This window comes from Clostridium sp. NkU-1 (assembly GCA_001312405.1).
In genome coordinates this window covers 62,337-85,582 of sequence record BBDR01000014.1, presented here as the reverse complement: position 1 = coordinate 85,582, position 23,246 = coordinate 62,337, and the positions used below count along the sequence as shown (strand labels likewise).

Sequence of the window (23,246 nt, the reverse complement as noted above, 5' to 3'; positions counted from 1 at the left end):
AGAATCCTGTTTTTATTCCAACGCTGCAATAAACCATCTGCATGGTACATCGCGTTCTTTTCAGATCCGATCATTGATTTACAACATTCCTTGGCTGTCCCTTCACATAAGACTTTAGATTATCCACAGCAATATCCATCAGTCTCTGTCTCGTTTCTTTCGGAGCCCAGGCAATATGAGGGGTAATGATACAGTTTTTTGCTTTCAGCAGCGGATTATCTGCCTTCATAGGTTCCGCAGATACAACGTCAACCGCTGCGCCACCGACTTTGCCGCTGTTTAATGCTTCCATTAAATCCTCTTCCACAATAAGGGGACCTCTGGAGCTGTTGAGAATCATAACATTGTCTTTCATTTTGGCTATGGTCTCTTTATTGATCATTCCCTGAGTCTCAGGAAGAAGGGGACAATGGAGGGAAATTACATCTGAATTTGCAAGCAGCTCATCCAGATCCCCATAATGGCAGGTTTCCGATTCCAGGCTTACATTCCTATTTCTGGAACAGGCTAAAATGTTCATACCAAAAGCCTGGGCAATTTTAGCCGTGGCCTGCCCGATTCTTCCAAATCCAATAATTCCCATGGTTTTTCCCGTCAGTTCTGTTAAGGGTAATTCCAAAAGCAAAAATCTTCACTTCTGGTCCATTCCCCCTCCATAACACATTGGGAATGTGCTCCAATGTGGTGACACAGCTCCAATAAAAGGGCAATGGTAAACTGGGCAACAGCTTCTGTCCCATATGCAGGGATACTTGACACCAAAATACCCTTTTCCTTTGCTGCCTCTACATCCACAACATTGTAGCCGGTTGCCAGCACACCAATGTATTTTATAGCAGGGCATGCCTCTAATGTGGATTTGCTGACAGGCGTCTTGTTGGTATAGACTATCTCCGCATCACCGATCCTCTCCACGATCAGCTCCGCCGGCGTCCTGTCATATACCGTAACCTCTCCCAATTCTTCCATTCCGCTCCAGGATAAATCTCCCGGATTTTCTGTATACCCGTCTAATATTACGATCTTCATTTTGCACCTTCTCCTGTCCTGCTGCTGGATTTTTTTGTTAATCTTTTGACAAAATCTGTGTCTGGTTCATGACACGTCTTATGCCGGCAAGAATGATTTTATCTATTGTATTTTATTCTACCACAATGTATCAGGAGCGGCAATGTCGTTAAGCTCAGGAGCCCTTCATGTTCCAGCTCAACCCTTGGCATAAATGTTGACGCTAACAGGAGATGTTTGCTCACTTATGTTTTCTTTCATATATTGGTGATTTCAAATCTCTTATAAATGAAGGAATCATATCACCCTCTATAGGCTGAGAGAATAAATATCCTTGAATCAAAAAGTCCCCCACTTGCATTAATTTATCCAGTTGTTCCTGATTCTCTACATATTCCACTTTTGTATTTATATGCAGCAATTGACACAAATCATAAATAGTTGATATGATATTCAGATTAATCGGATAGTTTACTATACTGCGAGATAAAGAACCATCAATTTTTACGGCATGAATGGGTATGAAATATAAATATAAAAGCTAAGAGCAATGCTAAGGTTGTTCCACATCCTCCCATATATACAAAAACATCAAAGAATGATTTTGATATGATTGAGGAACCTGTTTGTGGAAATACATTTATTACAACGGTTTCCAATACATTATTGCCATGAATGCCTAACAGCCACATAAAATGTGAGGAAATACTTTATATAAAAGCAGTACGAAACAAGCCTTTATTATATTGAAATGGTAATTGCAAGACATCATTAATGATGTCATTCAGACTATTGCCGATACCGCAAAAATACAATCCCATGCGGATTGCTGCAAAACCAAAAATCAAAACAATTGCAGGCATCAATGAGTCAAAAGCTTGAGACACCAGTGCATCGGGAATCTTATTTGATTGTTTTATTTTAGCATACCAGCAAATAAATAGTTCACTGGATAGAACACTGACTATTATAGCTCCCACTAAACCAGTAATTCCTGTTGCTGCAAAGGGAATAGAATCCGCATTTTGAACCGGAATTGACATTGCAAGATAGCAGGCCACTCCTACCATGCCGCAGATATTGGTATGTATTTGCTTTTTCTTAAAAATGTTATACCACTCAGCTAAATAATAACAAATAGAAAATACTAATATAATTGCCGAGAGCTGAACCGTTATATTATAAACAAGTACACCAAAATATGTCCAGGAATCACCAAATATCTGTATCATTAACTGCCGATATGCTGGAATTGGCAAATTGTTAATTGCAACTGCATATGCTCCTATAACCATCATTGGAATCATTGATACAAATGCCAGCCGTATGGAAGATAAATACCGTTGCTGATATAAACACTGAAAAAGCGAATATAATCTTTTTGGCATATCAGTTCTCTGAACCTTTCCTTTATTTTGCGCTTCCATATTCTATATTTTCTCCACATTCGATTAATTATAATATATTATTAACTCTGTAAGCTTTTGTTTTATATTGTTTAAAACTCATTAAATTTATAAAAATATAGGTTTCTTAAAATCCCTATTTTCAATTTTATTCTTTTTCTTCTTTGTCCTCAATCCATGGTATAACAAGCTATACACGACAAGCGTTCATACCGGGAACAAAGGTGTATATTGGGCAATGTATTTCTTTCATTCTATCAACTAAACATCTCACCACCCGCCCTCATTTTGAGGTATTTTTTTAGATTGTTTTTAAACTGCAGACAACAAAAACAAGGCACAGATTATGATTCCTGTCCCTTGTTTTCTATTATTGGATAATGAAATTCCTTTTTCTGCTCATTATGTTTCCATATTCCTTACGGAATCTCTATAAATAATCGCCGTATTTACAAAGGTAACCCCTCTTCTGCGGACATTATCCTGGTCTGTTTTTTTCACAAATTAACTCAACGGATTTACATGCCATCTGATTAATATCCACCTCCGCCGTGGTAAGCTTAGGAACACAAAGCTCCGCATAAATATCATTATCAAAGCTTACAATGGAAATATCCTCCGGCACCCGGTACCCCTTCTCCGTTAACATACGGACAAACCGGTAGGCTGTATCATCACAGTTGCAGACAAAAGCAGTAGGCATATGCTCTGGCAGCATAAACTCCACATTTTCGCCCTCCATATTCCGGTCTCCAATGATCCACTCATCGCGAATAGGAAGTCCCGCTTTCAAATGTGCACGGCAATAGCAAGATACCGGTCCATGATACTGTTCGTGGCAGTGATTGTCCCCACAAATCCAATACTTTTATGGCCGCACTTCATCAAATACGTTGTCAATTCACACATGCTGTACATACTTTCTGTAATCACGCAGTCCATATCAAAATCATTATCATACGTATCCGCTAAAACGCAGGGAAGCTGTGTCTGTTTCACCTCAGACAGAAATATCTTTTCAATATCACCAAGAAAAATAACTCCGGCTATGTCATGCTTTTCCAGCAGTGGCAGCAGCTTTCCCTTCCTGTCTTCTTTGGAATTAATGGGAAACAAGTGAGCCAGGTAACCCCGTTCGTTTAATTCCACGGATATCCTCTGATAAAACTTTAAATAAAACCCGGCTTCTCCATAAGCAAACTTTTCCTTCATAAAAATGGCAATATTTTTTGAATTTCCGGAACATGCCTTTGAACTTTCCGGAAGTTTATAATTCAACTCTTTGCTGACAGCTATGATTTTTTCTTTTAATTCCCTGCCAACTCCGTCCTTTCCATTTAAAGCCTTGGATACGGTTACTTTACTGATTGACAAATAATCTGCAATATCCTGCATTGTTACATTTTTTTTCGTTTCACCTTCTCTACCTCTGCGCTGTTATTACTTTTTTTATTTCACTCATTATAATATATATTGCTAGATTATTCTACGCTTTTCAGGAATAATTCACCAGTTCCCAAAAACTGCCATACATCTTAATTTCTCCTTCCAGCTCAACTTTTACTACAGTCACCAGATCGTGGCAGTCATCTGCTGTCATCTTAATCCATGTGGTTCCCGGAATCTGAAACCAGGGAACTCCTCCATGGATTTCATAATGCAGCTCTTTGCCTGAATGCAGAACAGTTATTTTCTTTATGGGGCTGCACAATCCCTTTAAACAGATGGATTCCTTTGGATTATCATACACAAACAAATATAAAGTTTCCCTGTCATAAGATATGGTACTTCCGCCCAGATAATAGCAGGTCATAATCCCTTCATTGGTATGGTAAACAGCCTCCTCATGCTCCCGTATCCAGGAGCCAAGCCCTGTTAAAATTGCCTCCTGGCGGGAATCAATGGTCCCGTCCTGGCGTGGTCCGATATCAAGCAGCATATTTCCACCCATGGAAATGCAATCACAAAACATACGAATGATCTGGTTTAAAGATTTGTATTCATTGTCCTTTGGCTGGTATCCCCAGGAACTGTTAATCGTAGTACAAAATTCCCAGTCTCCCTTTGGCCTTGTAATGGGGATTCCCTGTTCCGGCGTCTTATAATCCCATAGCCTTGCAGTCTGGAGTTGATGATCAGATCCGGATTCAATGATTTTAAATAATCCTTAAACCCCGGCAGTCCCCATTGGCTGGCGCTGCGTTCCCAGTCTCCGTCAAACCAGAGTAAATCCATCTTTCCGTAATTGGTAAGCAGCTCCTTTAACTGGTTGTTATTAAATTCTAAAAAGCGCTGCCATTTTTCCGGGTCTTCTTTTCCGTCAACAGGAGACGTAAAGGGGTTTATTTCCTTTGGATTATCAGGAATCTTCCCATCTGTATATACGCTGGCGTAATCCTTATGGGACCAGTCAATCAGCGAATAATATATCCCAGATGAATGCCCCGCTTTCTCATTTCCTCCGCATATTCTTTTACAATATCCCGCTTTGCAGGGGTCTTTTTTACCACGCTTAAATCACTGAACCTGGTATCAAACAATGCCACGCCATCATGATGCTTTGCAGTCAGGACAGCGTATTTCGCTCCTGAGCGCTCAATCAAATCTGCCCAGGCTGACGCATCGAATTTATCCGCATAAAATCCATCCAGCTGTTTCATATAGTTTTCATAGCTGATGGACCCATTGTAAAAGGACCAGGATTCCGCAATTCCGTTGACTGCATATATTCCGTAGTGTATAAATATTCCAAGCTTTGCATTATGAAACCAACAATTATTCATGTTCATCCGCCTTTAATTTTTCAGCTATTAGTGGAATCAATGTATGAGTGCCGTCCTGACTGTACTCCCAGAACATGATACCCGCCAGTTTCCGGTCCTTAATATAATTGATTTTACATTGGATCGACTCTTTATCATCGTAGCTGATAAAGTTACAGCCGTTAAATAAATAAGGTGCCTTTGCTTCCTCATCCCAATACCTTTTGTATCCGTTTTTATCAATATAGTCTGTAACCAGCACGCCATAATCCGGTCCATACCCTCCGGTGGTTTCTGCCATCTGCACAAGTCCCCTGTTCCTGTCAGGTACGCCTTTCCAAATCCTGGAATAAAAGGCGGCGCCGATAACAAGCTTCTCTTTCACAACCCCCGCCTGTTCAAATATGCTTACCGCATAATCCGTACTGGCTGCGGATAAGTCTGCATTGTTCGTATAAAGATTCGTATGATGTCCTGTCTGGACCGAAAAACCGCCTCTTAAATCATAGGTCATCAGCATCACATAATCCAGATACTCTGCAACCTGATCCATCTGGGTACAGCGGAGATAATAAGAATCTCCGCCTGCCGCAATGGATAACGTACAAACCTGTCTGTAATGGCATCCAGTTCCTCCCTCAGCTTTTTTTATAAGCAGGGTAAAATTTTCCTTATCATTTGCAGAACAGTCAATCCCTGCAATTCCCACACAAGGATACTCCCAGTCAATGTCAAGACCGTCTAAGCCATATTCTTTCATAAGTGCTACCGCTGATTCAGCAAACACCTCTCTGCCCTCTTTTGTGGAAGCTGCTTCGGAAAAACCACCACTTCCCCAGCCCCCTATGGACAATACAATTTTCAAATCCGGCTTTAAAGACTTTGCCCTTTTTAGTATGTCCAGCTGCCCCATGGGATTCCATGTTACCACATCATCTTTGACTGCGGCGAACGCCAGATTTATAACATCCAGACAATAAATGTCCCTGTCTCTTAACAGGAAAAGATTTTTAGTTTTTATATATCCGATCACCAGGTTTTTCTGTTTCATTTATTTTCTCCAACAACTGATTATTAATTGCTTAAGTACCGTCCTAAGGCTGCATTATAAATTTCCATGTACTTTTCCAGCCCTACATTATTTAAAGACTCCAGGTAGCCTTCCCAATCCTTGTCAATGTCAGACTGATTGGTGGTCCATCTTGCCTTATTTTCATCTACAATCTTTTGAATGTCCACAAATAGGGAGGAAATCTGCTTTGATTCTTCTATTGTTAAGTTAATTAACGGAACCGGAAGAGCCAGATACTTAGAATAAAGCTCTATTCTTTCTTTTTTTCTCTTTTATACTTTTTGTTTCAATAATATATGTATCCATAATTTCGGAACATAAATTTGTAGCCACATAGGATTCCGGTGCTTCGGAATTCTTTCCGGGAATGGATGGCATCAGCTCATACTGATCTCCAACCGGCTTTAAAGAGTTTCCAAATCTTAAGTACAGCGAGTTTTCTGTCTCAAAGAAGGAGTCCATATATCTCATGGTGGCTTCCGGATACTGGTTGGAAGTAGTGATCACACCTCTGTTCTTATCAATACTGAAATCAAGAGAGCCCCAGACCTGATCCCCATTGGGCCCTTTTAATGGTTCAATGGCAATATATTCTGTCCCCTCTGTTTCCAACGGCCCGTTGGTAAGGTAGGCCCCTACGCGGCTGGAACCGATTTTCGACATGTACTGGTTATGGTCCTGAGTAAATAGTTCCACATCAATTAATCCCTCTTCATAGAGCCTGGCCGTCCACTTGACATACTCCTTATAACCTTCCTGGACAGGGGTAAATAAAAATGCATCTCCCGATCTCATCAAATAGGAAGAACTGTCTGTAATACCAAATGCTCCGGAAAATCCCGCGTCGCCATTCCAGATGTTATAAGGCGTCTTTGGCTCATAGGTAAATGGAATCACGTTATTTTTCCCATCTCCGTCAAGGTCCATGGTTTTAAATGCACGAAGCACCTCTTCAAATTCATCCGTTGTCTTTGGAGTCTCCAGCCCTAGCTGATCCAGCCAGGTCTTGTTAATATTTAACGTGGTAGACTGCACTGGCTTCCGGTCTTCATTGATTGAGGGAATTGCATAAATATGGCCATCCGGGAAGGTAATTGCTTTCCGGATCTCCGGATTTTCATCCAGCACACCCTTAATATTGGGTGCATAATCTTCAATCAAGTCCTCCAGCGGACGAAGGATTCCTTTTTCCGCATAAGAAAGAATCTTTTGGGAAGACAAACCTGAGAAAACGGCATCCGGTAATTTTTTTGATGCAAGCGCCAGATTCAACTTTTCATCCGCTCCGTCGCCGCTTATGGTCTGGTAATCTACGAATACATTTGTCTGCCTGGAAATATCCTGGAAAATGGGATAATCATTCCACTCTCCGTTGCCTGGTTTTCCAAAACCAATTGCTTTGATGTAAACTGGTTCATCCACAACGGGATACCCTGTTTTCTTCACTTCTACCGTTGTTGCGCCGGTTTCCTCTGCCTGCTTCCCACACCCTGACACTGCAACAGATGCCATGACAACAAGTAAAGCGGAGGCAATGATTCTGCTTTTTTTCATTTTTTCCCATCCTTTCATCATCTTCATTCAAATTTATCCCTTATCCTTTTACAGCCCCTATCATCATTCCTTTGACAAAATGTTTCTGAACAAAGGGGTACATACACAGCGCCGGCAAAGAAGCCACTACAATCACACCATATTTTATCATCTCTGCCAGATGACGCTGCTGCTCCAATGCATCTAAAGTCATAGCGTTGTTCCCTGCCACCTGCTGCTGCTGAATCAATATTTCACGGAGAATCACCTGCAGAGGAAACTTGCTTCTGTCCACCAGGTAAATCAACGCACTGAAATAGGAATTCCAGTGTCCCACTGCATAAATCAGCATCATTACTGCAATAATGGGCTTGGAAATTGGAAGCACAATGCGGAAGAAGTATCTAAAATAATCACATCCATCCACAACGGAAGCTTCATACAGTTCTTCCGGAATGCTCTGTTCAAAGAAGGTTCTTGCCACAATCAGGTTATATACTCCGACAGCCCCCGGAAGCACCAGAGCCCATATGGTATTATCCATATGAAGGGACTGTACCAAAAGGTAAGTAGGAATCAGGCCTCCCCCAAAGAACATGGTAAAGACAAATAGCAGCATGAGGGGTTTGATTCCCGGCAAATCCCTTCTGGAGAAAGCAAATGCGGCAGGGATTGTAGAAATCAGGTTTATTGATGTACCTACAGCCGTGTAAATAATGGAATTGCCATACCCTGTCCAAATGTCTTTATATTTAAAAATCTCCTTATATCCGTCCATATTAAAACCTTTCGGAAACAGAATCACTTCGCCGCCGGCAACGGCAACCGGTGAACTAAACGAGGCGATTACGATAAAATACAGGGGATACAGCACAACCATCATCAGCGTAAATAATATGATATGGTTCACAACATCAAAGACCTTATTTGCCAGGCTTTGATTTACAAATTGTTTTCCAAATACTTTTTCTACCATCTCTGCCCCCTACCATAACGACGTTTTTGACATACGTTTTGCAACTTGATTTACCGTAAGCAGTACAATGCAATTTACCACAGAGTTAAAAAGACCAACCGCCGTAGAAAAACCATACTCACTGTTTACCAGACCGATCTTATAGATATAAGTAGATATAATTTCTGATACTCCCAGGTTCAAAGGATTCTGCATCAGATAAGCTTTTTCAAATCCAATCCCCATTATCGAACCGCAGCTTAAAATTAAGGTAATAACTATTGTAGGTAAAATCATAGGCAGGTCGATCCAAAAAACTCTCTGGAACTTGGTTGCACCGTCTATGGTCGCAGCTTCATGCATCTCAGCGCTTACCCCGGCAAGTGTTGCGATATAAATAACTGCGTTCCAGCCCATGCTCTGCCAGACGCCGGACCAGACATAAATATGACGCCAGAACCTTGACTGACCCATGAATAATATAGGATCCCGGCCAAAGAGCTTCACCAGCTGATTGATCAAACCGCCGTCCGTGGAAAGAAAGATATTTAAAATACCGACCAGAACTACGGTGGAAATAAAATACGGTGCATATGTAATGGATTGTACTGCCTTTTTAAATCTTAAATCCGCCACATAATTTAATCCCAATGCCAGGATAATGGGAATGGGAAACCCCACAATCAAAGAATAAAAGCTGATGGCCAGCGTATTGATCAAAAGATTCTGAAACTGTGGTGAATTAAAAAAAATCTGGTAAAATTTTCAAAGCCCACCCATGGGCTTCCTATAATTCCTCTTAAAGGATTATAATCCCGAAATGCAAGCTGGATTCCATACATGGGAACATAGGAAAATAAAATCAATCCAGCCAATGAAGGCAGCAAAAATATATATAGCTGCCAATTCTTTTTCAATCTCTTCCCCACACTCATGCTGGGCCTGTTTTCTTTTGTCTGCTTTTTTTTGTCCTTTTTTTCACATAATACCTCCTCTCAACGAATACCCTCCCTTTACTTGTTAGCTATTGTTACTTAATATATACTTAATTTATGTTCATTATATTACCTTATTTTTTTTGTCTAATAGCAAGCTTTATTTTGGTATTTTGTTAGTTTTCCGTTGACAAGTTCTTGTATAGCTTCTTACTTTTCTATAATTTTCAAGATATATTTCCACTTTATTTATACATTTTGCACATTTTTATTGTTTTATGGCAAAAAGGCGTTGTGTTTTCAATGTTTCGAATAACTTTTCTGTTATCTGAAATAATAATACAAAAAGCAAAGTGAGGAATCCTATGAAAAATAAAGCGAATGGTCTTACTGCAGGACGCTTAACGATGATGGCTCTTGGAACCGTGATCGGCGGTTCCTTTTTTTTAGGCTCATCGGTTGCCATTAAGGCTGCCGGCCCGGCAATCATTCTATCTTATCTGATTTGCGCTGTTATGGTTTATTTCATTCTATTTGCACTTTCGGAAATGACGGTATCCAATCCGGATTCCGCTTCTTTCCGAACATTTGCGTCTCAGTATATAAACAATGGCACAGGCTTTGTGGTGGGCTGGGTCTATTGGACCGGAATGGTCATCTCCATGTCCAGTGAGGCTACCGCAGTTTCTATATTGTTCCGGACATGGTTTCCGTCCGTTTCAATCCCGATCCTGGTACTGCCTGATCGTCGGGGTAACGTTATTAAACCTTTTGGGGGCAAAACAGCTAAGCCATCTGGAAAGCATTTTGTCAGCTATAAAGATTATAGCTATTATCGGATTTATTCTTTTGGGTTCTTTGATCGTTTTGGGTATCTTACCAGGCTCCCGTCCCTTAGGAATCAGCATATTGCGATCGGAGCCATTTCTCCCCGGCGGCCTAAAAAGCCTGGCAGGAAGCATGCTGATCGTTTTATTCACCTATGCAGGTTTTGAAATCATTGGACTGGCTGCCAGTGAAACAGAAAACAAGCAAAAAAATGTGCCCCGTGCCATCCACCTGACGGTTTTCTGGCTCGTGACACTTTATATTCTGTGTATTTCAATTCTTTTGCTGCTGGTCCCCAGTGAATCCTTAAGTGAAAACGTCAGCCCTATGGTTACGGCCTTAAACCTCTATCAAATGACCTGGGCCGGAACTGCCATGACAGTTATATTGATCAGCGCAATTTTGTCTACTATGGTAGCTGCGATGTTTGGGATCGGAAGAATGCTCCGTTCTCTTGTGGATGACCGGCTTGGTCCTGCATTTTTAAGGGACAAAACTGATGTACCCTACCGGGGAATCTTATTTTCCGGTTTGTCCATGATGATGTTTCTGTATGTCGGATTGTTTTTTTCCCGAAGTCTATCTGTTTTTGATCAGCTCCGGGGGATTCGCGTTGCTTTTCACTTATATCGTGCTCATGTATACCCATATCCGATTCCGGAAAAAGAACGGGAAACCGGAAGGAAACTGCCGTCTGTGCGGATTTCCGTATAGTTCCCTGTTTACCATGGCTGGACTGATCATAGCCATGTTCAGCATGCCATTTTTAAAAGGACAGACCTTAGGTTTCCTTGCAGGCATCGCACTTGTTGCTTTTTTTTACGGTCTGCTATGCAATTATAAAGGTAACAGGCAAACAAAAGATGCTCCAAAAGAAACAATATACAGTTGGAACACCGGAACATCGCCGTATTTTGACGGAATTTTCGGAAGAAATCCATAATCCGGACATGAAAAAGAAATAAAATAATTTCTTCGACTAGTGGTGGCTTTGAAAAATACTCAATTCAAAGCCACCACTTGCCTTTTTATCTCCCTTTATTCTTTTGGATGTGATATACGCTTCAAATTTTTACTCCACATTTTGCTGCTGTTTCTGAATCAAAGAGATATTGAACCGCTCTGTTTCATTCAGCATATTTTCTTCAAAATCTTCTGGAGCAATCCTTCCTTCATACCACCTGCATTGATTAAAATATCTCTGCAATTCCTGATCAGCAAATCGCCTGCCATGTCTTGCATAAATCTCGTTTTTGGCAATCCGCAGCTGGCCGGCTGAAAGATTCCATAAATCCTGCTCCTGCAACAGGCTATCGCTGCTGTTAGGAAATACAAATTCATACCCGTCATATTTTGCCGTATCAGACTGAATCCGGAAAGCATCCCGGATTTGACTGATTTCACTTTGCATCTTATGGTATTCCTCTCCTATTGCACTGTCTTCTATATAAAATGTTACATCAGTAGGCCGTGACATTACGTAAACATAGGGACCATCATATCCCCAAACTTCATAATCCGGCAGATTCACATAGCTGCAGTCCGAATACGCCTGAATATAGAATAAAACTCCATCGCCCATCAAATCATAGGATTTTTTCTGATGGTAGCTGCACCCTCCCTTAAACTCATTTCTAACTACAAGGCCATTCCAATCTTCCGGCAAATCCATTTCAAAGCCTGGCGCCTGAGAATCAGAAACCTGAAAAGCCGGCTCCTGCTCTGTTTCAGACACCTCTGTCTCCGTTAACTCATCTTCTGCCTTCTCTGTATCCATTGTTTGCGATAGGAGTTTTTCGGCTTCAGTCTCTTCATATACTCTCGTTTCACTTACTCCCGAATGATATGTCCCCATTAACATATCGCCTCCAAACACCACTGTGAAAATACCAAGCACTCCGGTTATAATAATCCGGCACACAAGCCCGGTCTTATCTTTGAGAAAATCCGGAGATTCCACATAAGTACAGGCTCCATATCTCATTGCCTCCCTGACTGCTACATTTTCAGGGCTGTACGAAAGCAGATTAGTGCAGATATTTTTTTGCCTTCTCAGTTTCACCTGCCTGTACATGAATTTTCATCTGAATGGGCATAAGCGGGATACGATGAAATGCATCTGGATAACGATCACAATACACGTTCACATAGGCTTCTACTTGTCCAAATTTCCGTTCCGTATAAGCCTTCCTGATTTCAGTTAACAGAAGCGCTGCCTCTCCCATCTTTTTTAATTTGGGATAATTTATTACAATCTGCTTCTGGTACGCAAATTCTGCTTCGGCCTCTTCTTTCCTTCCCAGACCCAGGAAGCATGCCTGACGAATATTACTGTGAAGCAGCTGCATCATCTTCTTTTCCTGAACGCCTTCCCATCCATCATCTGCCAGTTTCAATGCCTGATCATATCTTCCGGCCCTGGCAAGTCCAACGGCAGCATTATGTACTTGCTTCTTATAGTAAGACTGATACCGATAAGAACCATATGCTGCCTCCATCAAAAAAGCTGCAGCAGCCGTAAGGGGCCGGTTCTCTCTTGTAAGTACCTCCATATGCTTTATTACCCAATAAGCTTCTAAAACAACGCCTAAACTTACAATCACCAAAGTTAAAATTAAAACAGCTCCTATGTGGTCTGTTGAATTCAGAAAAACCCACTTATATAAATATTTCTGAAGAATGTAAAGACCTAATCCACAGATAAAAAATACTATCAGGCATCGGTTCCAGTATCGTCTCCTGTCATGAATCAGAAACCACAGTTTCCCGGCTTCAAATGCTGCCTGATTCTCTGGGTCTTCCATAAATTCCAACAGTATTTCTTTTGCATGGTTTCTCTCTTTTTTATTATTCTTAAAAAGCAGAAAAGCACCCAGTATCCCAAATATGGCAACAACATACGGGTAAAGGTACGCCCGAATATTTGCCATCTCACCGTCACTACAGTGAATCAAAGACAGCCCCTCAGAATTTAATACTTTCCATTGCCACTTTTCTGTATTGTCAAGGCCAAGCAGCAAAAGATGGATTGGCGTGCTATCTGATGTCTTTTTCCTGATATTTCCCTCTACTGTCAGCCTCGTCTGCTGCTCTTCCAATTTTCCTGTATTGCTGACCGAAACATGAACGCCTTTTACCGCAGTAAAAACATCGGCATCCTCGCCATTTGTCCCAACATTGATTATAAATCTCTGCTCTGACGGCATAATTTCCATATCTAAAAAAATGCATCTGCTTTCCTTCACTCAGAGAAATCCACAGTACAAAGCAACCCATCAAGATGCCCAACCCATAATATAAGAACCGCACTTTGCTTAACTTTACTCCAACTTTTTTATCCATTCTTCCACCCCTGCAAAAAATATATAGAATAAATTTAATGATAGCACAAAAATGAATCAAAGAAAAACTAAATCATAAATATTTTCTAACAAATCACCTTTTTGTTCTTCTGTTTTTAAATCTTATTCAAGCGGTTTCTTCTGGTTCCCCAGATAATCTGGCCGGCTTAATGCTGCAGTTGGCCTTAAAAACTGCTTCGATCTCCTCAAAAGTCAATCTTCTTTTCTGAAAAATAATCTTCGCTCCTGATTCTCCCTGGTTTGCTCCTGCAGCGGCCCAGGAAAAGACTTGATACCCGAATTAATTCCATTCTGCCCTTAAAGGCATAAAAATAAGCCGATAAAAGGGCCAGTTAATTCTTTATTTTATTTTGTTTTGTTTTGTTAAATATATAGCGAAAACAGTATCCTGAATTTACAGAATACTGCTTTTAGCTTGAGATCAGCTTTTATTATGAATGATTCCATACTACAAAGCAAAACGGGTGCCCGGCAGGATCGAGCATAGTAACCCACTCTTCACCACCATATTGTTCATTTGCAATTTTGGCACCTAATTTAATTGCTTTTCCAATTGCTTCCTTTAGTTCGTTCTTATCGGCTACTGCAAAGTCCAAATGCGCCATCATTTGCTGTTGCCCCGGTTGTGATGGCCATGTTGGAGGAATGTAATTTTCATCATATTGAAAAGCTATTCCCATTTCTTCTTCATCCGAGTGTATCCCCACAAACGTATCTAGTTCAAATACCACTGGCCAATGCAAAAGGCCTGTGTAAAAAGACAGCAGCTGCGGTATATCGTTGCATTCCAAAATTACTGTTTTTAACTTAATTGCCATATAAACCTCCTTTGCTTTTCTTTATTGTAACAAAGGAGATTATTACTTAAAACCTCAATAATAATTAATAAATAACTATGAGTACAACATTATTGTTATACGAAACAGCGATTTATGGGGAGACAGGAAAATGCTGGTCACAGAAAATATTCTTTGCCCAGTTGGCTGATCCTGACTTTACAGGAATGTATACCAAGGGCACAGGATTTTCCCAGGACGTTTTGATACAATGATTTAAGATGATTTAAGATCATTTATTTCGTATTATCTTGTATATTTGCTGCCTCTTGGTAATTGCTTTATTAATTTAATGACACTGCTTACAAATGTATCTTAAATCTGCGTTTATTCGTTTGTTCCCTCTATAAAAAAATCCACCCGCCTGTTCTTTCTTTTGCCTTCACTGGTAGAGTTATCTTCGACAGGATAATATTCGCTGTAGCCTATGGCAGAAAACTTTTTCGCTTCAATTCCAGACGTATCCAGAAGCCACCTGAGAACGTTAACGGCACGGCTTGTTGAAAGCTCCCAGTTGCTGTCATAGATACGAGTATTGATTGGACGGTTATCCGTATGGCCTTCTATCCTGACCATTTTAAAGGAGTCCTGGTATGTTACTAATATTTCAGTAATTTTCTGAAGTACAGGTTCCGCAGCCTCATCGATTTCGGCTCTTCCCGATTCAAAAATACGGAAGCCGCAACACGTAACAGAATCCGGTCGTTCCCCAGCTTTGTAACACTTAGTTCATCTGTCAGCTGCTCTTCCTCTATATATGTTTTAATGTATTCATAGAGCTTGTTAAACTCTTCTGCATCCGATACGAAGTTGTTTTGCTGCTGGACTGCTACAGCCTCTTTTTCTCTTTTATTTTCCTGAATCGTAAGTGCTTGATTCATCATGGCAAAGGCAAACAAAATTACGAAAATAGCAAGCAAATCAGTCATTAAATCACTGTAGCTGTCTTGCCAGCTTGCCTCTTCCTCCTCATATTCCTCTTCGTTCCTATGGAATCTGCCCATAACTAATCAGTCACCTCCCTAATTTAAAACGAGATTTCGGTTTTTCAGCCTTTTCCCCTTCCGTATCCAGAGTTATATTTGCAAACGCCTGCAATTCTTCTCTGATAAGCCTTGGATTTTTTCCCTGCTGTATGCCTGCCAATCCCTCAATCAGCAGTTCTCTCCTTGTTTCTTCTTCTTTATTCATAAATTTCAGCCTTTTAGCCAGGGGAGAAAAGATGACGTAAGCGACAAAAGCTCCGTAAAAAGAAGAAACCAGTTCAAGCGCCATCATTGGGCCAGCGTACTTGCATCATCCAGATTATTCAGCATGGGAATAAGGCCTACATAGGTTCCGAGAACCCCCAGCGCAGGAGCCGTAGCCGCTATCATATCCAGCATTGCGGCGCCCTTTTGATGCCGCTGTTTCATGAAATAGGTTGAACCTTCCAATAAATTTCTCAACTGATCTTCATCCGCACCATCAACAATATATTGAATTCCCATTTTCAGGAATGCATCATCCGTTAAATCATTAAGGTGGTTTTCAAGAGCCAGAAGCCCATCCCTCCGTGATATTTCAGCACATCTGACTAAAGAAACAATATCCTTTTTTTAAGTCAAAATCTGCTTTTGAAAATGCCTTTTTAGTTACGGTGCCTATGGTTTTAAGCCTTTGAGGAGGAAAAGCCATTATAGTGGCTCCTATGGTTCCACCGAAAATAATAAATGCCGAGGGCACATTCCAGAATAGTTCTGCATGACCAGATACAAATACAGATCCGACAATCAGAGATGCACCAAATACAAGTCCGATCAATGTTGAGTTTGTAAATTTAAACATTGAAAACCTCCTAACAGTAATTTTCAGAAGCGTAAACCTCTTATGTATTTTGCATGACAATTCTATATCGGTTGATTAAACATCGGATTTAATGACAGTTAAGAGGTCAAATGTTTTCTTTATGCTATCTTTATATTACTTCCAGAATTTTTGGATCAGATAAAACAATGGGGGTGAATAGGGTAATTCCCATGGTTTTGATTCCTGCATGTTAAGGGGCCAGTCATCTGGTGTAATCTTCCCTATTATGATTTTAAGCGGTATAGTAATCGGTAATGCCAATCACATATTTACCGTAAATTTATTATTCAGAGTAGTTAAATTGCTGTTTTAACTCGTAATTTAGAACAAAGCAGAACATATGTTTGCTTTTTAATTCTGTATATGTTATACTATTTATGAAAAGATACATAAGGAGCAATTATAATGGAAAAACAATTTAAAAAAAGATGAATGTTTCGTTTTTATTGAATATGGGTTAAATGCGTTGGAAGAAATAGGCTGGTATGGCGAAACAAAATTTGTATGTCCTCTGTGCGGATATAATAATGCCAACGCTAAAAGGATTAAAACACCTAATAAAGTTCGTAATAAGTCAACCTGGTTATATTGTGAAGAATGCGGAATGCTTGTTCATGGATAAAGTATTAGGAAAGGCATAAATGTCCTGCCTCTTTTTTTATAGAGTGATTATATTTATTATTTAGTTTCAAGATTTTCTGGTTATAGAGCTGGTCTTATAACTATCATATCACCATAGATTACGGCTTCTGATACTTGTCTTTGGTGAAAATTTGTGTGCGGCATGCACAGATTATTGAGATTAATTGAGTTGCTATTGAAATGGATTACATTTACTGCTTTTGGAGTATTATCATTATTATTCATGTAGCTGCCTGGATCGTTCCGTTTCTTAACAAGGCTGCAGGCTAAATATTTACAATGACTTGACTTCTACGCTTTTCTAAGAGCAAGGAGCTCCTTTTCCTTGCTCTTAGAAAGCAGACACCAGGGGCTGCTATTGTAATAGAATAAAGTACAGTCTTCCTATATAAATCCTCAACTATTCTCCGCATTCATTGTGATGTTGGTGCTCATGACAAACAGAACCTGTAGATTTCAGGGTACCTTGCAGATAAACTTCCGCTGCTGCTTTCGCATTCCCCCTTGCCCCGACGATCACCTCTATGCCTTTTTCATTAAAGATATCAACGGCACCGCCGCCCATTCCTCCTGAGATAACTACATTAACCCCTCTGTCATTTAGAAAGTTAGGAAGAAATCCAGGCTTATGCCCTGGATTTGGTATAGACTCACTCTTAACAATCTGATTGTTTGAAGCTTCAAAGATATTGAAGTTGATGCAATGCCCAAAATGCTCGGTTACTTTTTCGTTTTCACTTGCCACAGCAATTTTAATCATTTTCTTTCTCCTCCATTTTTTTCTAGTATTTTTGCAACTGAATCAAACCAGTTTCCGTCAAAAAGTTCTATCATACCCTTATCGCATGCAGCTGAAATTTTCGGATCAATGGGCAATTTTGCAAGAACCTTTAAGTTATGCTTCTCAGCAATTTCCTCAATATGGCTATCACCAAATATTTTATAATCTTTGCCGTTATCAGGACATTTAAAATATGACATATTTTCTACCAGACCAATGATGGGTATCTTCATCATCTCAGCCATTTTGACCGCTTTCGATACAATCATCGATACCAGCTCCTGCGGAGATGTGACTATTATAATCCCATCAACAGCAATGGATTGAAATACCGTAAGAGGAACATCACCGGTGCCCGGCGGCATATCGATGAACATGAAATCCACATCGCTCCAGATAACATCAGTCCAGAATTGCTTGACCGTACCGGCAATAATCGGTCCTCTCCAGACAACCGGATCGGTATCGTTTTCCAAAAGTAAATTGACAGACATAATGTCAATGCCAGTCTTGGTTTTGACGGGAAATAATCCAAATTCGCTGCCCGTAGCTTTTTCCTTAATACCAAAGGTTTTAGGAATAGACGGCCCAGTAATGTCCGCATCAAGAATGGCGGAATGAAAACCCATTCTGTTCATTGTAACCGCCAGCATGGAAGTAACGAGTGACTTTCCGACACCTCCTTTACCACTGACAACACCAATCACCCTTTTGATGCTGCTCATTGTGTGCGGCTTCTCGGAGAAATTGTTTTTTTGTTCTTGTCTTTCTGCACAGTCTTCCGAACAGCTGCTGCAGCTTTGGTTGCAATTATTGCTCATAATATCAGCTCCTTTATTTTTGATTAATATTTTGAGTTTCTTTTTTTAAACGTTCTTAGTTCACCACCATGATCATCATGCGCTTAGCCACCGCCTTCTTTAAACAGCAGTTGCATGGTCTTATTATAGGTATCTTTTACTGCCATCCCCGATGCACAATTACTATCCGCAATGGTCTGCCCTCGATTGATGGCTTTGACTGCTTCCGGATCAAAAGGTATCTTACCGACAAAGGGCAGGCCTTGTTTCTTGCAAAACGGCTGGATTTTATCTGTATTTTCATAATTGGTATTAAATTTATTAACACAAATTGCTGTTTTCGTTCCAAACTTTGCCGCAGTTTTTACAATTCGCTCCATATCACTCATGCCTGATATGGTAGGTTCAGCCACAATTAATACCATATCCACTCCGTTAAGGGAGGCAATGACAGGACAGCCTATACCAGGAGAACTATCAACAATAGCAAGTTGGATATTCGCTGATGCCGACTTCATCTGTTTTTTCACTTCAGTGACCAGCTTGCCAGAAGTACCGCTGCCCATTTTAAGTTCTGCTGTTGAAAAAAACTTTTTCTTCATTCGCATACAACATAAACGCTCCGGCTGCAGCCGGCTTTAAAGATACAGCGCCTGCAGGGCAAATGGCTTCACAAACCCCACAGCCTGCATACTATGAACATTTTGAGGACACACAAAGGGGTCAATTACTTTTTCCGCATATATAATCAATCATCTTGATCCTCATTATCTGGGCACCTCCGGCTTCGCTCATATCTACGGCAGCCACGGCCACAGCCATTTCCCATACCGTCACAAAGCCGATATTCGCCTCCTTCAATCAACAATACCTTTCCGTTTACTAATGATTCAGCCAGCTTTTTTCTCGCTTCGATATAAATACCTTGTACTGTTGTGCGAGCGACATTCATCTTCTTGGCACACTCTTCTTGTGTAAAGCCCTCTAGATCGATAAGTCTTATCGTTTCATACTCGTCAACTGTCATATTTACACAATTCGTCGCATCTGCAGGCAAACCAAGGGGTCCGAATCGATTGCTCTCGGGTAAGCAGCATACTTTTCTCCATTTCATTGGCCTTGGCATAATCCTATCACCTCACTCGCATTGTAAGTAGCAGTGTTTATAGTCCCGCTCCAAGGACCTTATTGCTGTATTGTTTTAAATACTATGGACTAGTTTCACCTCACTCCTGCTTGATGATTTCAGAAAGTCTCCGGCCGCAGTCTCTTTGTAAAAATGTTAGCGAAATGTCACTTAAATCATTCACTATATCTAACAGCAGAGACGGCTTTGACGAACTTTATCAGATGATCCAACCCGTTGCAAACCAATCTTTATCGAAAAATGCTTACTCTCAGAAAGATGAAAACCGATAAAGCGGATTTCCATATCATTGCCGCTATACTTATGTCCGACATGAAGTCCTGCTCAGGCACATCTTATCGTAAAGAGGTATTTAAATCATATAACCCGCTACCGTTTTGATAAAGTGCAGGAACGAGCATAATTAAAGATTTCTGTCTCCCGATTAATTAATTATCCTATTCCCCGGATTAGAAAAGCTGGTTCCTTTTAGCATCTTTCATCTGTCTACGCTCTTTGCAGTAAATTTCCAGGTGCCTCTCATATCTCTTCTGCCCAATTTATAAGGCTGTCAAATCTCTCAATGAAGCATCCAGATGCATACGATTTAAACCTCCCTTTATTTCTGACATATGTCAATTACGCTTTTTATTATACTCAGTTTATGACATATGTCAATTACTTATGGAATTTTTATTCTAATATACTTATAAAGACTATTTTTTTTAACAATTATTGTTAGCAAATTGCATTCATAAGAACCTGCACATGGCTGGTAAACATAAAAAAAGTAATCGTTAATTAACGACTACCCTTAATTATTGACTCTTTGGATTTATGAAAGTTTATATACCTTATTTTTAACTTCCGAAAGGCTGGCTCCTGGCCTTTTCCTTTGTTATTGCATGGGCATTTTGTACTGTGTTTCTGCAAATTTTAAAGTGCACAATATTCCGCCGGATTCTCATAGATAGGTGCTGTCAAGGATTTTTTCCAAATTCATTTTAGCCATTTGGTTACCGGAAAGTTAGTCGGCTGTGTGATCTGCTTCTTCAGCAGATTTCATTTGATTAAGATCTCAGTCCTGCAACAGTCTTTGTTCAAATAACTATGCGGCAATGGTGGTTCTTTGCGAGATCCAAATATCTAAGCAAATCAAGCTCTCCCATTCCGAGTGCAAGATGGTTCTTTTTGCCGAGTGCATCATGCAAGTGCATCTATTTGGAAACTCATATAACCATCACTGTTCTCTAATCGTTGCTATCCTGCATAAACACAGAACTGCCAGGCACATCTTCTAAGATAATTCTCAACTTTACATTGCTCATAGATTGTCTTTCCCAGTAAAGAAATGCTTGTTGAGGAATCGTTGCTATCTCTGCATTTTCATGAGATTACATATTCTGCAAATACCAACTCAGTAAAAAGCCTGCACCCAGTATGAAAAAAAGAAGCACCTAAAACAACGACATATTTTCTGCGCCAAAATACCAGGTAAGCGATCCATTCACGAACAAAGGCATTAATGGAAAAATATAGCTTGGTACGCGAGCCGCGTCCATCGCAGAAAATTCCCAGATGCTTGGATAAAAGCAGCGCACGGAACACATGGTAACGATTTGTAACCACCAGCAAATTTCCTATTTCCCCTTGTGCGTCCTGCTGAATCATCTGATAGGAAAATTTCAGATTTTCTTCAGTGTTCACAGACTGGGATTCTACCAGAATATCCTTTTTAAGAACACCATGCTCTATGGCATAATATTTCATTGCCTCACCCTCCGCGAGGGCCTCATCGCTTCCTTTTCCCCCGGAAAACACCAGACGCTGCCGGGATTCTGACGGTACGCTTCTATCCCTTTTTCAATCCGGCCCGCCAAAAGCGGTGTTACTTCTGTGCCGTTTCTTAATCCACTGCCCAGCACAATGATATACCGGTATTTTTTTCGATGATTTCTCAGCAAATTCAAAAAAATTACTTATCGTATACATTGCAAATATAGAAAGAGTAAAGAAGAACACAAACGAAAGATATGCATACAAAAAATTGAAGAAATCATTCTTCCATATATCACTCAACATTGGCCAGACCACCAAATATGCGATATAACATACGCCAAATCCAAGAGAAAGCATATGTGAAAGGGAAAATCCCTCTTTACGTATTAATTGGATTCCGGAAATCAACATCGTTATAATGAGTACAAACGGAAACATCAAAATTGCTACCATAAGTACAATCACACAAACCACTAGAATGATGCGAACAGGTAAAAATTGTTCAAATGTTAATAAAACAAGAGCGCACAGCCCCAATATCGGAAAAAGAGCCGCCAAAAATGAAATTCCTAACCAGAGGCTTCTTTTTCTTTGTGATACTGCCACTCAAACCACACTGTTCCTGCAATAGCAATCAATACAAATGGAATAATAAGAATTAGTTTGTAATTCATAATAATCTCCTTGTTTAGTTGTCAGAGTTAATGCCAATTACAAACAACATCCGGCACAAGTCTAACTACTTTTTAAATTATAAAGAAAAACCCATAAAAAACTATTACTACTTGGTGGAATGATAACAGATCTGTCATCATTTTACAACTTTTCAGATACTCTTTTGGATTCCTGTTGTTTGCATTAATGGTATACCTTCACTTTACCCCATTCTACGGAATCATATTTCCAGTCCGCAGGCAAAATTGATTTTAGAATTTGGAATTACTTCTACCTCCCAGAAACAGAAACGATATTGCCAACAGTAATCATTCCAACAGTAAAACTCTTGAGTAATGAACTCAAGAGCTTTATCCTAGCAGTATACCATACTAAGAAGCGATTAATTCAAAATCTTTCTAAGATAACGTCAATCAGAACTAATAATTAGTTGATATAAAATATTGCAGTTAATGCTACAAATTCCCATTATGCTCATTTTATTCAAACAAAGGCTGTAAGTGCCATCTAATATTAAACTACGCAATGGTCATTGTTTCTTAGTCCTCAATCCTTATCCGATACCAGTTTTCTTTTATCCTTATATCGGTCCTGTCTTCATAATCATATTCCATCAATAACTTTGTATCAATCCGGTCGTCCTCGGAATAAAGGATAAATTCAGAAGCCCCAAAACGGATTGCATATTGCAGAAAAGCCACATCCTCATGTCCAGCTTCGCCACCTATTGAATAAGCAATACCTTTCTTTATCTCTTCTCTGTGAATTTTATCCACAACGGCTTGATACCTGCTAATCTGCAAATCGGTTTTAAAATCTGACAACAGAGGGGATATGTATGGCTCAATCAACCATCCGCACGCAATTAACCCGATGGAAATCAAAACAGGATGATTCC

General features: G+C 40.1%; 23 protein-coding genes and 4 pseudogenes. 2 read left to right on the top strand and 25 right to left on the bottom strand.

Going from position 1 to position 23,246, the window contains the following annotated elements:
- Nucleotides 1–70: 70 nt before the first annotated feature.
- From JCM10519_RS18635 to JCM10519_RS18595, 10 genes and pseudogenes are all read right to left on the bottom strand, one after another.
- A pseudogene (locus tag JCM10519_RS18635) lies at nt 71–1,029 on the bottom strand (D-2-hydroxyacid dehydrogenase).
- Nucleotides 1,030–1,718: 689 nt separating this feature from the next.
- Nucleotides 1,719–2,435: a PTS transporter subunit EIIC gene (locus JCM10519_RS18630; protein WP_054741045.1), complete on the bottom strand. Its 717-nt coding sequence runs from the start codon at nt 2,433–2,435 to the stop codon at nt 1,719–1,721.
- A 457-nt stretch (nt 2,436–2,892) separates the two neighbouring features.
- The gene (locus JCM10519_RS18625; RefSeq protein WP_347844721.1) at nt 2,893–3,207 is read right to left on the bottom strand and encodes a substrate-binding domain-containing protein; all 315 of its coding nucleotides are present in this window, start codon (nt 3,205–3,207) and stop codon (nt 2,893–2,895) included.
- Nucleotides 3,204–3,809 carry a LacI family DNA-binding transcriptional regulator gene (locus JCM10519_RS18620; protein ID WP_054741041.1) on the bottom strand — a complete coding sequence of 202 codons (606 nt, stop codon included), beginning with the start codon at nt 3,807–3,809 and terminating at the stop codon, nt 3,204–3,206. Before JCM10519_RS18620 ends, JCM10519_RS18625 begins: the two co-directional genes overlap by 4 nt.
- Before the next feature lie 100 nt (nt 3,810–3,909).
- Nucleotides 3,910–5,197 (bottom strand): annotated as a pseudogene (locus JCM10519_RS18615) (alpha-L-fucosidase).
- Nucleotides 5,190–6,227: a glycosyl hydrolase family 18 protein gene (locus tag JCM10519_RS18610; RefSeq protein WP_054741040.1), complete on the bottom strand. Its 1,038-nt coding sequence runs from the start codon at nt 6,225–6,227 to the stop codon at nt 5,190–5,192. The pseudogene JCM10519_RS18615 and the gene JCM10519_RS18610 overlap by 8 nt, the downstream one beginning before the upstream one ends.
- A 23-nt stretch (nt 6,228–6,250) precedes the next feature.
- Nucleotides 6,251–6,415: a hypothetical protein gene (locus JCM10519_RS31740; RefSeq protein WP_347844720.1), complete on the bottom strand. Its 165-nt coding sequence runs from the start codon at nt 6,413–6,415 to the stop codon at nt 6,251–6,253.
- Between the two features lie 70 nt (nt 6,416–6,485).
- Entirely contained in the window at nt 6,486–7,802 is a 1,317-nt protein-coding gene (locus JCM10519_RS18605; protein ID WP_347844719.1) for an extracellular solute-binding protein, read from the bottom strand.
- A 40-nt stretch (nt 7,803–7,842) separates the two neighbouring features.
- Nucleotides 7,843–8,757, bottom strand: coding sequence for an ABC transporter permease subunit (locus tag JCM10519_RS18600; RefSeq protein ID WP_054741037.1), 915 nt, complete (start codon nt 8,755–8,757; stop codon nt 7,843–7,845).
- Nucleotides 8,758–8,766: 9 nt separating this feature from the next.
- Nucleotides 8,767–9,456, bottom strand: a complete 690-nt coding sequence (locus tag JCM10519_RS18595) for an ABC transporter permease subunit (protein WP_347844718.1) — start codon at nt 9,454–9,456, stop codon at nt 8,767–8,769.
- 580 nt (nt 9,457–10,036) lie between these two features.
- Between JCM10519_RS18595 and JCM10519_RS31735 the strand changes: the two are divergent.
- Nucleotides 10,037–10,333: pseudogene (locus tag JCM10519_RS31735) on the top strand (amino acid permease); the annotation flags it as partial.
- Nucleotides 10,281–11,213 (top strand): amino acid permease, encoded by a 933-nt coding sequence (locus JCM10519_RS18590; RefSeq protein WP_347844717.1) that lies wholly within the window; start codon nt 10,281–10,283, stop codon nt 11,211–11,213. The pseudogene JCM10519_RS31735 and the gene JCM10519_RS18590, both read left to right, overlap by 53 nt.
- 358 nt (nt 11,214–11,571) lie before the next feature.
- On the opposite strand, the gene JCM10519_RS18585 is transcribed toward JCM10519_RS18590, so the two are convergent.
- From JCM10519_RS18585 to JCM10519_RS18520, 15 genes and pseudogenes are all read right to left on the bottom strand, one after another.
- Nucleotides 11,572–12,483, bottom strand: a complete 912-nt coding sequence (locus JCM10519_RS18585) for a YARHG domain-containing protein (protein WP_054741035.1) — start codon at nt 12,481–12,483, stop codon at nt 11,572–11,574.
- Between the two features lie 43 nt (nt 12,484–12,526).
- Nucleotides 12,527–13,744: a hypothetical protein gene (locus JCM10519_RS18580; RefSeq protein WP_054741033.1), complete on the bottom strand. Its 1,218-nt coding sequence runs from the start codon at nt 13,742–13,744 to the stop codon at nt 12,527–12,529.
- A gap of 548 nt (nt 13,745–14,292) precedes the next feature.
- Entirely contained in the window at nt 14,293–14,679 is a 387-nt protein-coding gene (locus tag JCM10519_RS18575) for a VOC family protein (protein ID WP_054741031.1), read from the bottom strand.
- Between the two features lie 345 nt (nt 14,680–15,024).
- Nucleotides 15,025–15,312, bottom strand: a complete 288-nt coding sequence (locus JCM10519_RS18570; RefSeq protein ID WP_347844751.1) for an OmpA family protein — start codon at nt 15,310–15,312, stop codon at nt 15,025–15,027.
- On the bottom strand, nt 15,297–15,701 hold the full coding sequence (locus tag JCM10519_RS18565; RefSeq protein ID WP_054741027.1) for a flagellar motor protein MotB: 405 nt from the start codon (nt 15,699–15,701) through the stop codon (nt 15,297–15,299). The genes JCM10519_RS18570 and JCM10519_RS18565 overlap by 16 nt, the downstream gene beginning before the upstream one ends.
- 10 nt (nt 15,702–15,711) lie before the next feature.
- Nucleotides 15,712–15,975 (bottom strand): hypothetical protein, encoded by a 264-nt coding sequence (locus tag JCM10519_RS18560; protein WP_054741025.1) that lies wholly within the window; start codon nt 15,973–15,975, stop codon nt 15,712–15,714.
- Nucleotides 15,972–16,238 (bottom strand): MotA/TolQ/ExbB proton channel family protein, encoded by a 267-nt coding sequence (locus JCM10519_RS18555; RefSeq protein WP_347844750.1) that lies wholly within the window; start codon nt 16,236–16,238, stop codon nt 15,972–15,974. The genes JCM10519_RS18560 and JCM10519_RS18555 overlap by 4 nt, the downstream gene beginning before the upstream one ends.
- A gap of 22 nt (nt 16,239–16,260) precedes the next feature.
- Nucleotides 16,261–16,524, bottom strand: a complete 264-nt coding sequence (locus JCM10519_RS18550; RefSeq protein WP_054741021.1) for a motility-associated protein — start codon at nt 16,522–16,524, stop codon at nt 16,261–16,263.
- Between the two features lie 1,063 nt (nt 16,525–17,587).
- Nucleotides 17,588–17,947 (bottom strand): NifB/NifX family molybdenum-iron cluster-binding protein, encoded by a 360-nt coding sequence (locus JCM10519_RS18545; protein WP_054741019.1) that lies wholly within the window; start codon nt 17,945–17,947, stop codon nt 17,588–17,590.
- Entirely contained in the window at nt 17,944–18,789 is an 846-nt protein-coding gene (locus JCM10519_RS18540; protein WP_054741016.1) for a P-loop NTPase, read from the bottom strand. The genes JCM10519_RS18545 and JCM10519_RS18540 overlap by 4 nt, the downstream gene beginning before the upstream one ends.
- 83 nt (nt 18,790–18,872) lie before the next feature.
- Nucleotides 18,873–19,455 (bottom strand): annotated as a pseudogene (locus tag JCM10519_RS18535) (ATPase); the annotation flags it as partial.
- Nucleotides 19,456–19,516: 61 nt separating this feature from the next.
- Nucleotides 19,517–19,894, bottom strand: coding sequence for a DUF134 domain-containing protein (locus tag JCM10519_RS31730; RefSeq protein ID WP_347844716.1), 378 nt, complete (start codon nt 19,892–19,894; stop codon nt 19,517–19,519).
- A gap of 1,386 nt (nt 19,895–21,280) precedes the next feature.
- A complete protein-coding gene (locus JCM10519_RS18530; protein WP_347844715.1) occupies nt 21,281–21,664 on the bottom strand; it encodes a YdcF family protein in 384 nt (127 codons plus the stop codon).
- A gap of 93 nt (nt 21,665–21,757) precedes the next feature.
- Nucleotides 21,758–22,279 (bottom strand): hypothetical protein, encoded by a 522-nt coding sequence (locus JCM10519_RS18525; protein ID WP_347844714.1) that lies wholly within the window; start codon nt 22,277–22,279, stop codon nt 21,758–21,760.
- Nucleotides 22,280–22,887: 608 nt separating this feature from the next.
- Nucleotides 22,888–23,124: a hypothetical protein gene (locus JCM10519_RS18520; protein ID WP_054741012.1), complete on the bottom strand. Its 237-nt coding sequence runs from the start codon at nt 23,122–23,124 to the stop codon at nt 22,888–22,890.
- Nucleotides 23,125–23,246: the final 122 nt, after the last annotated feature.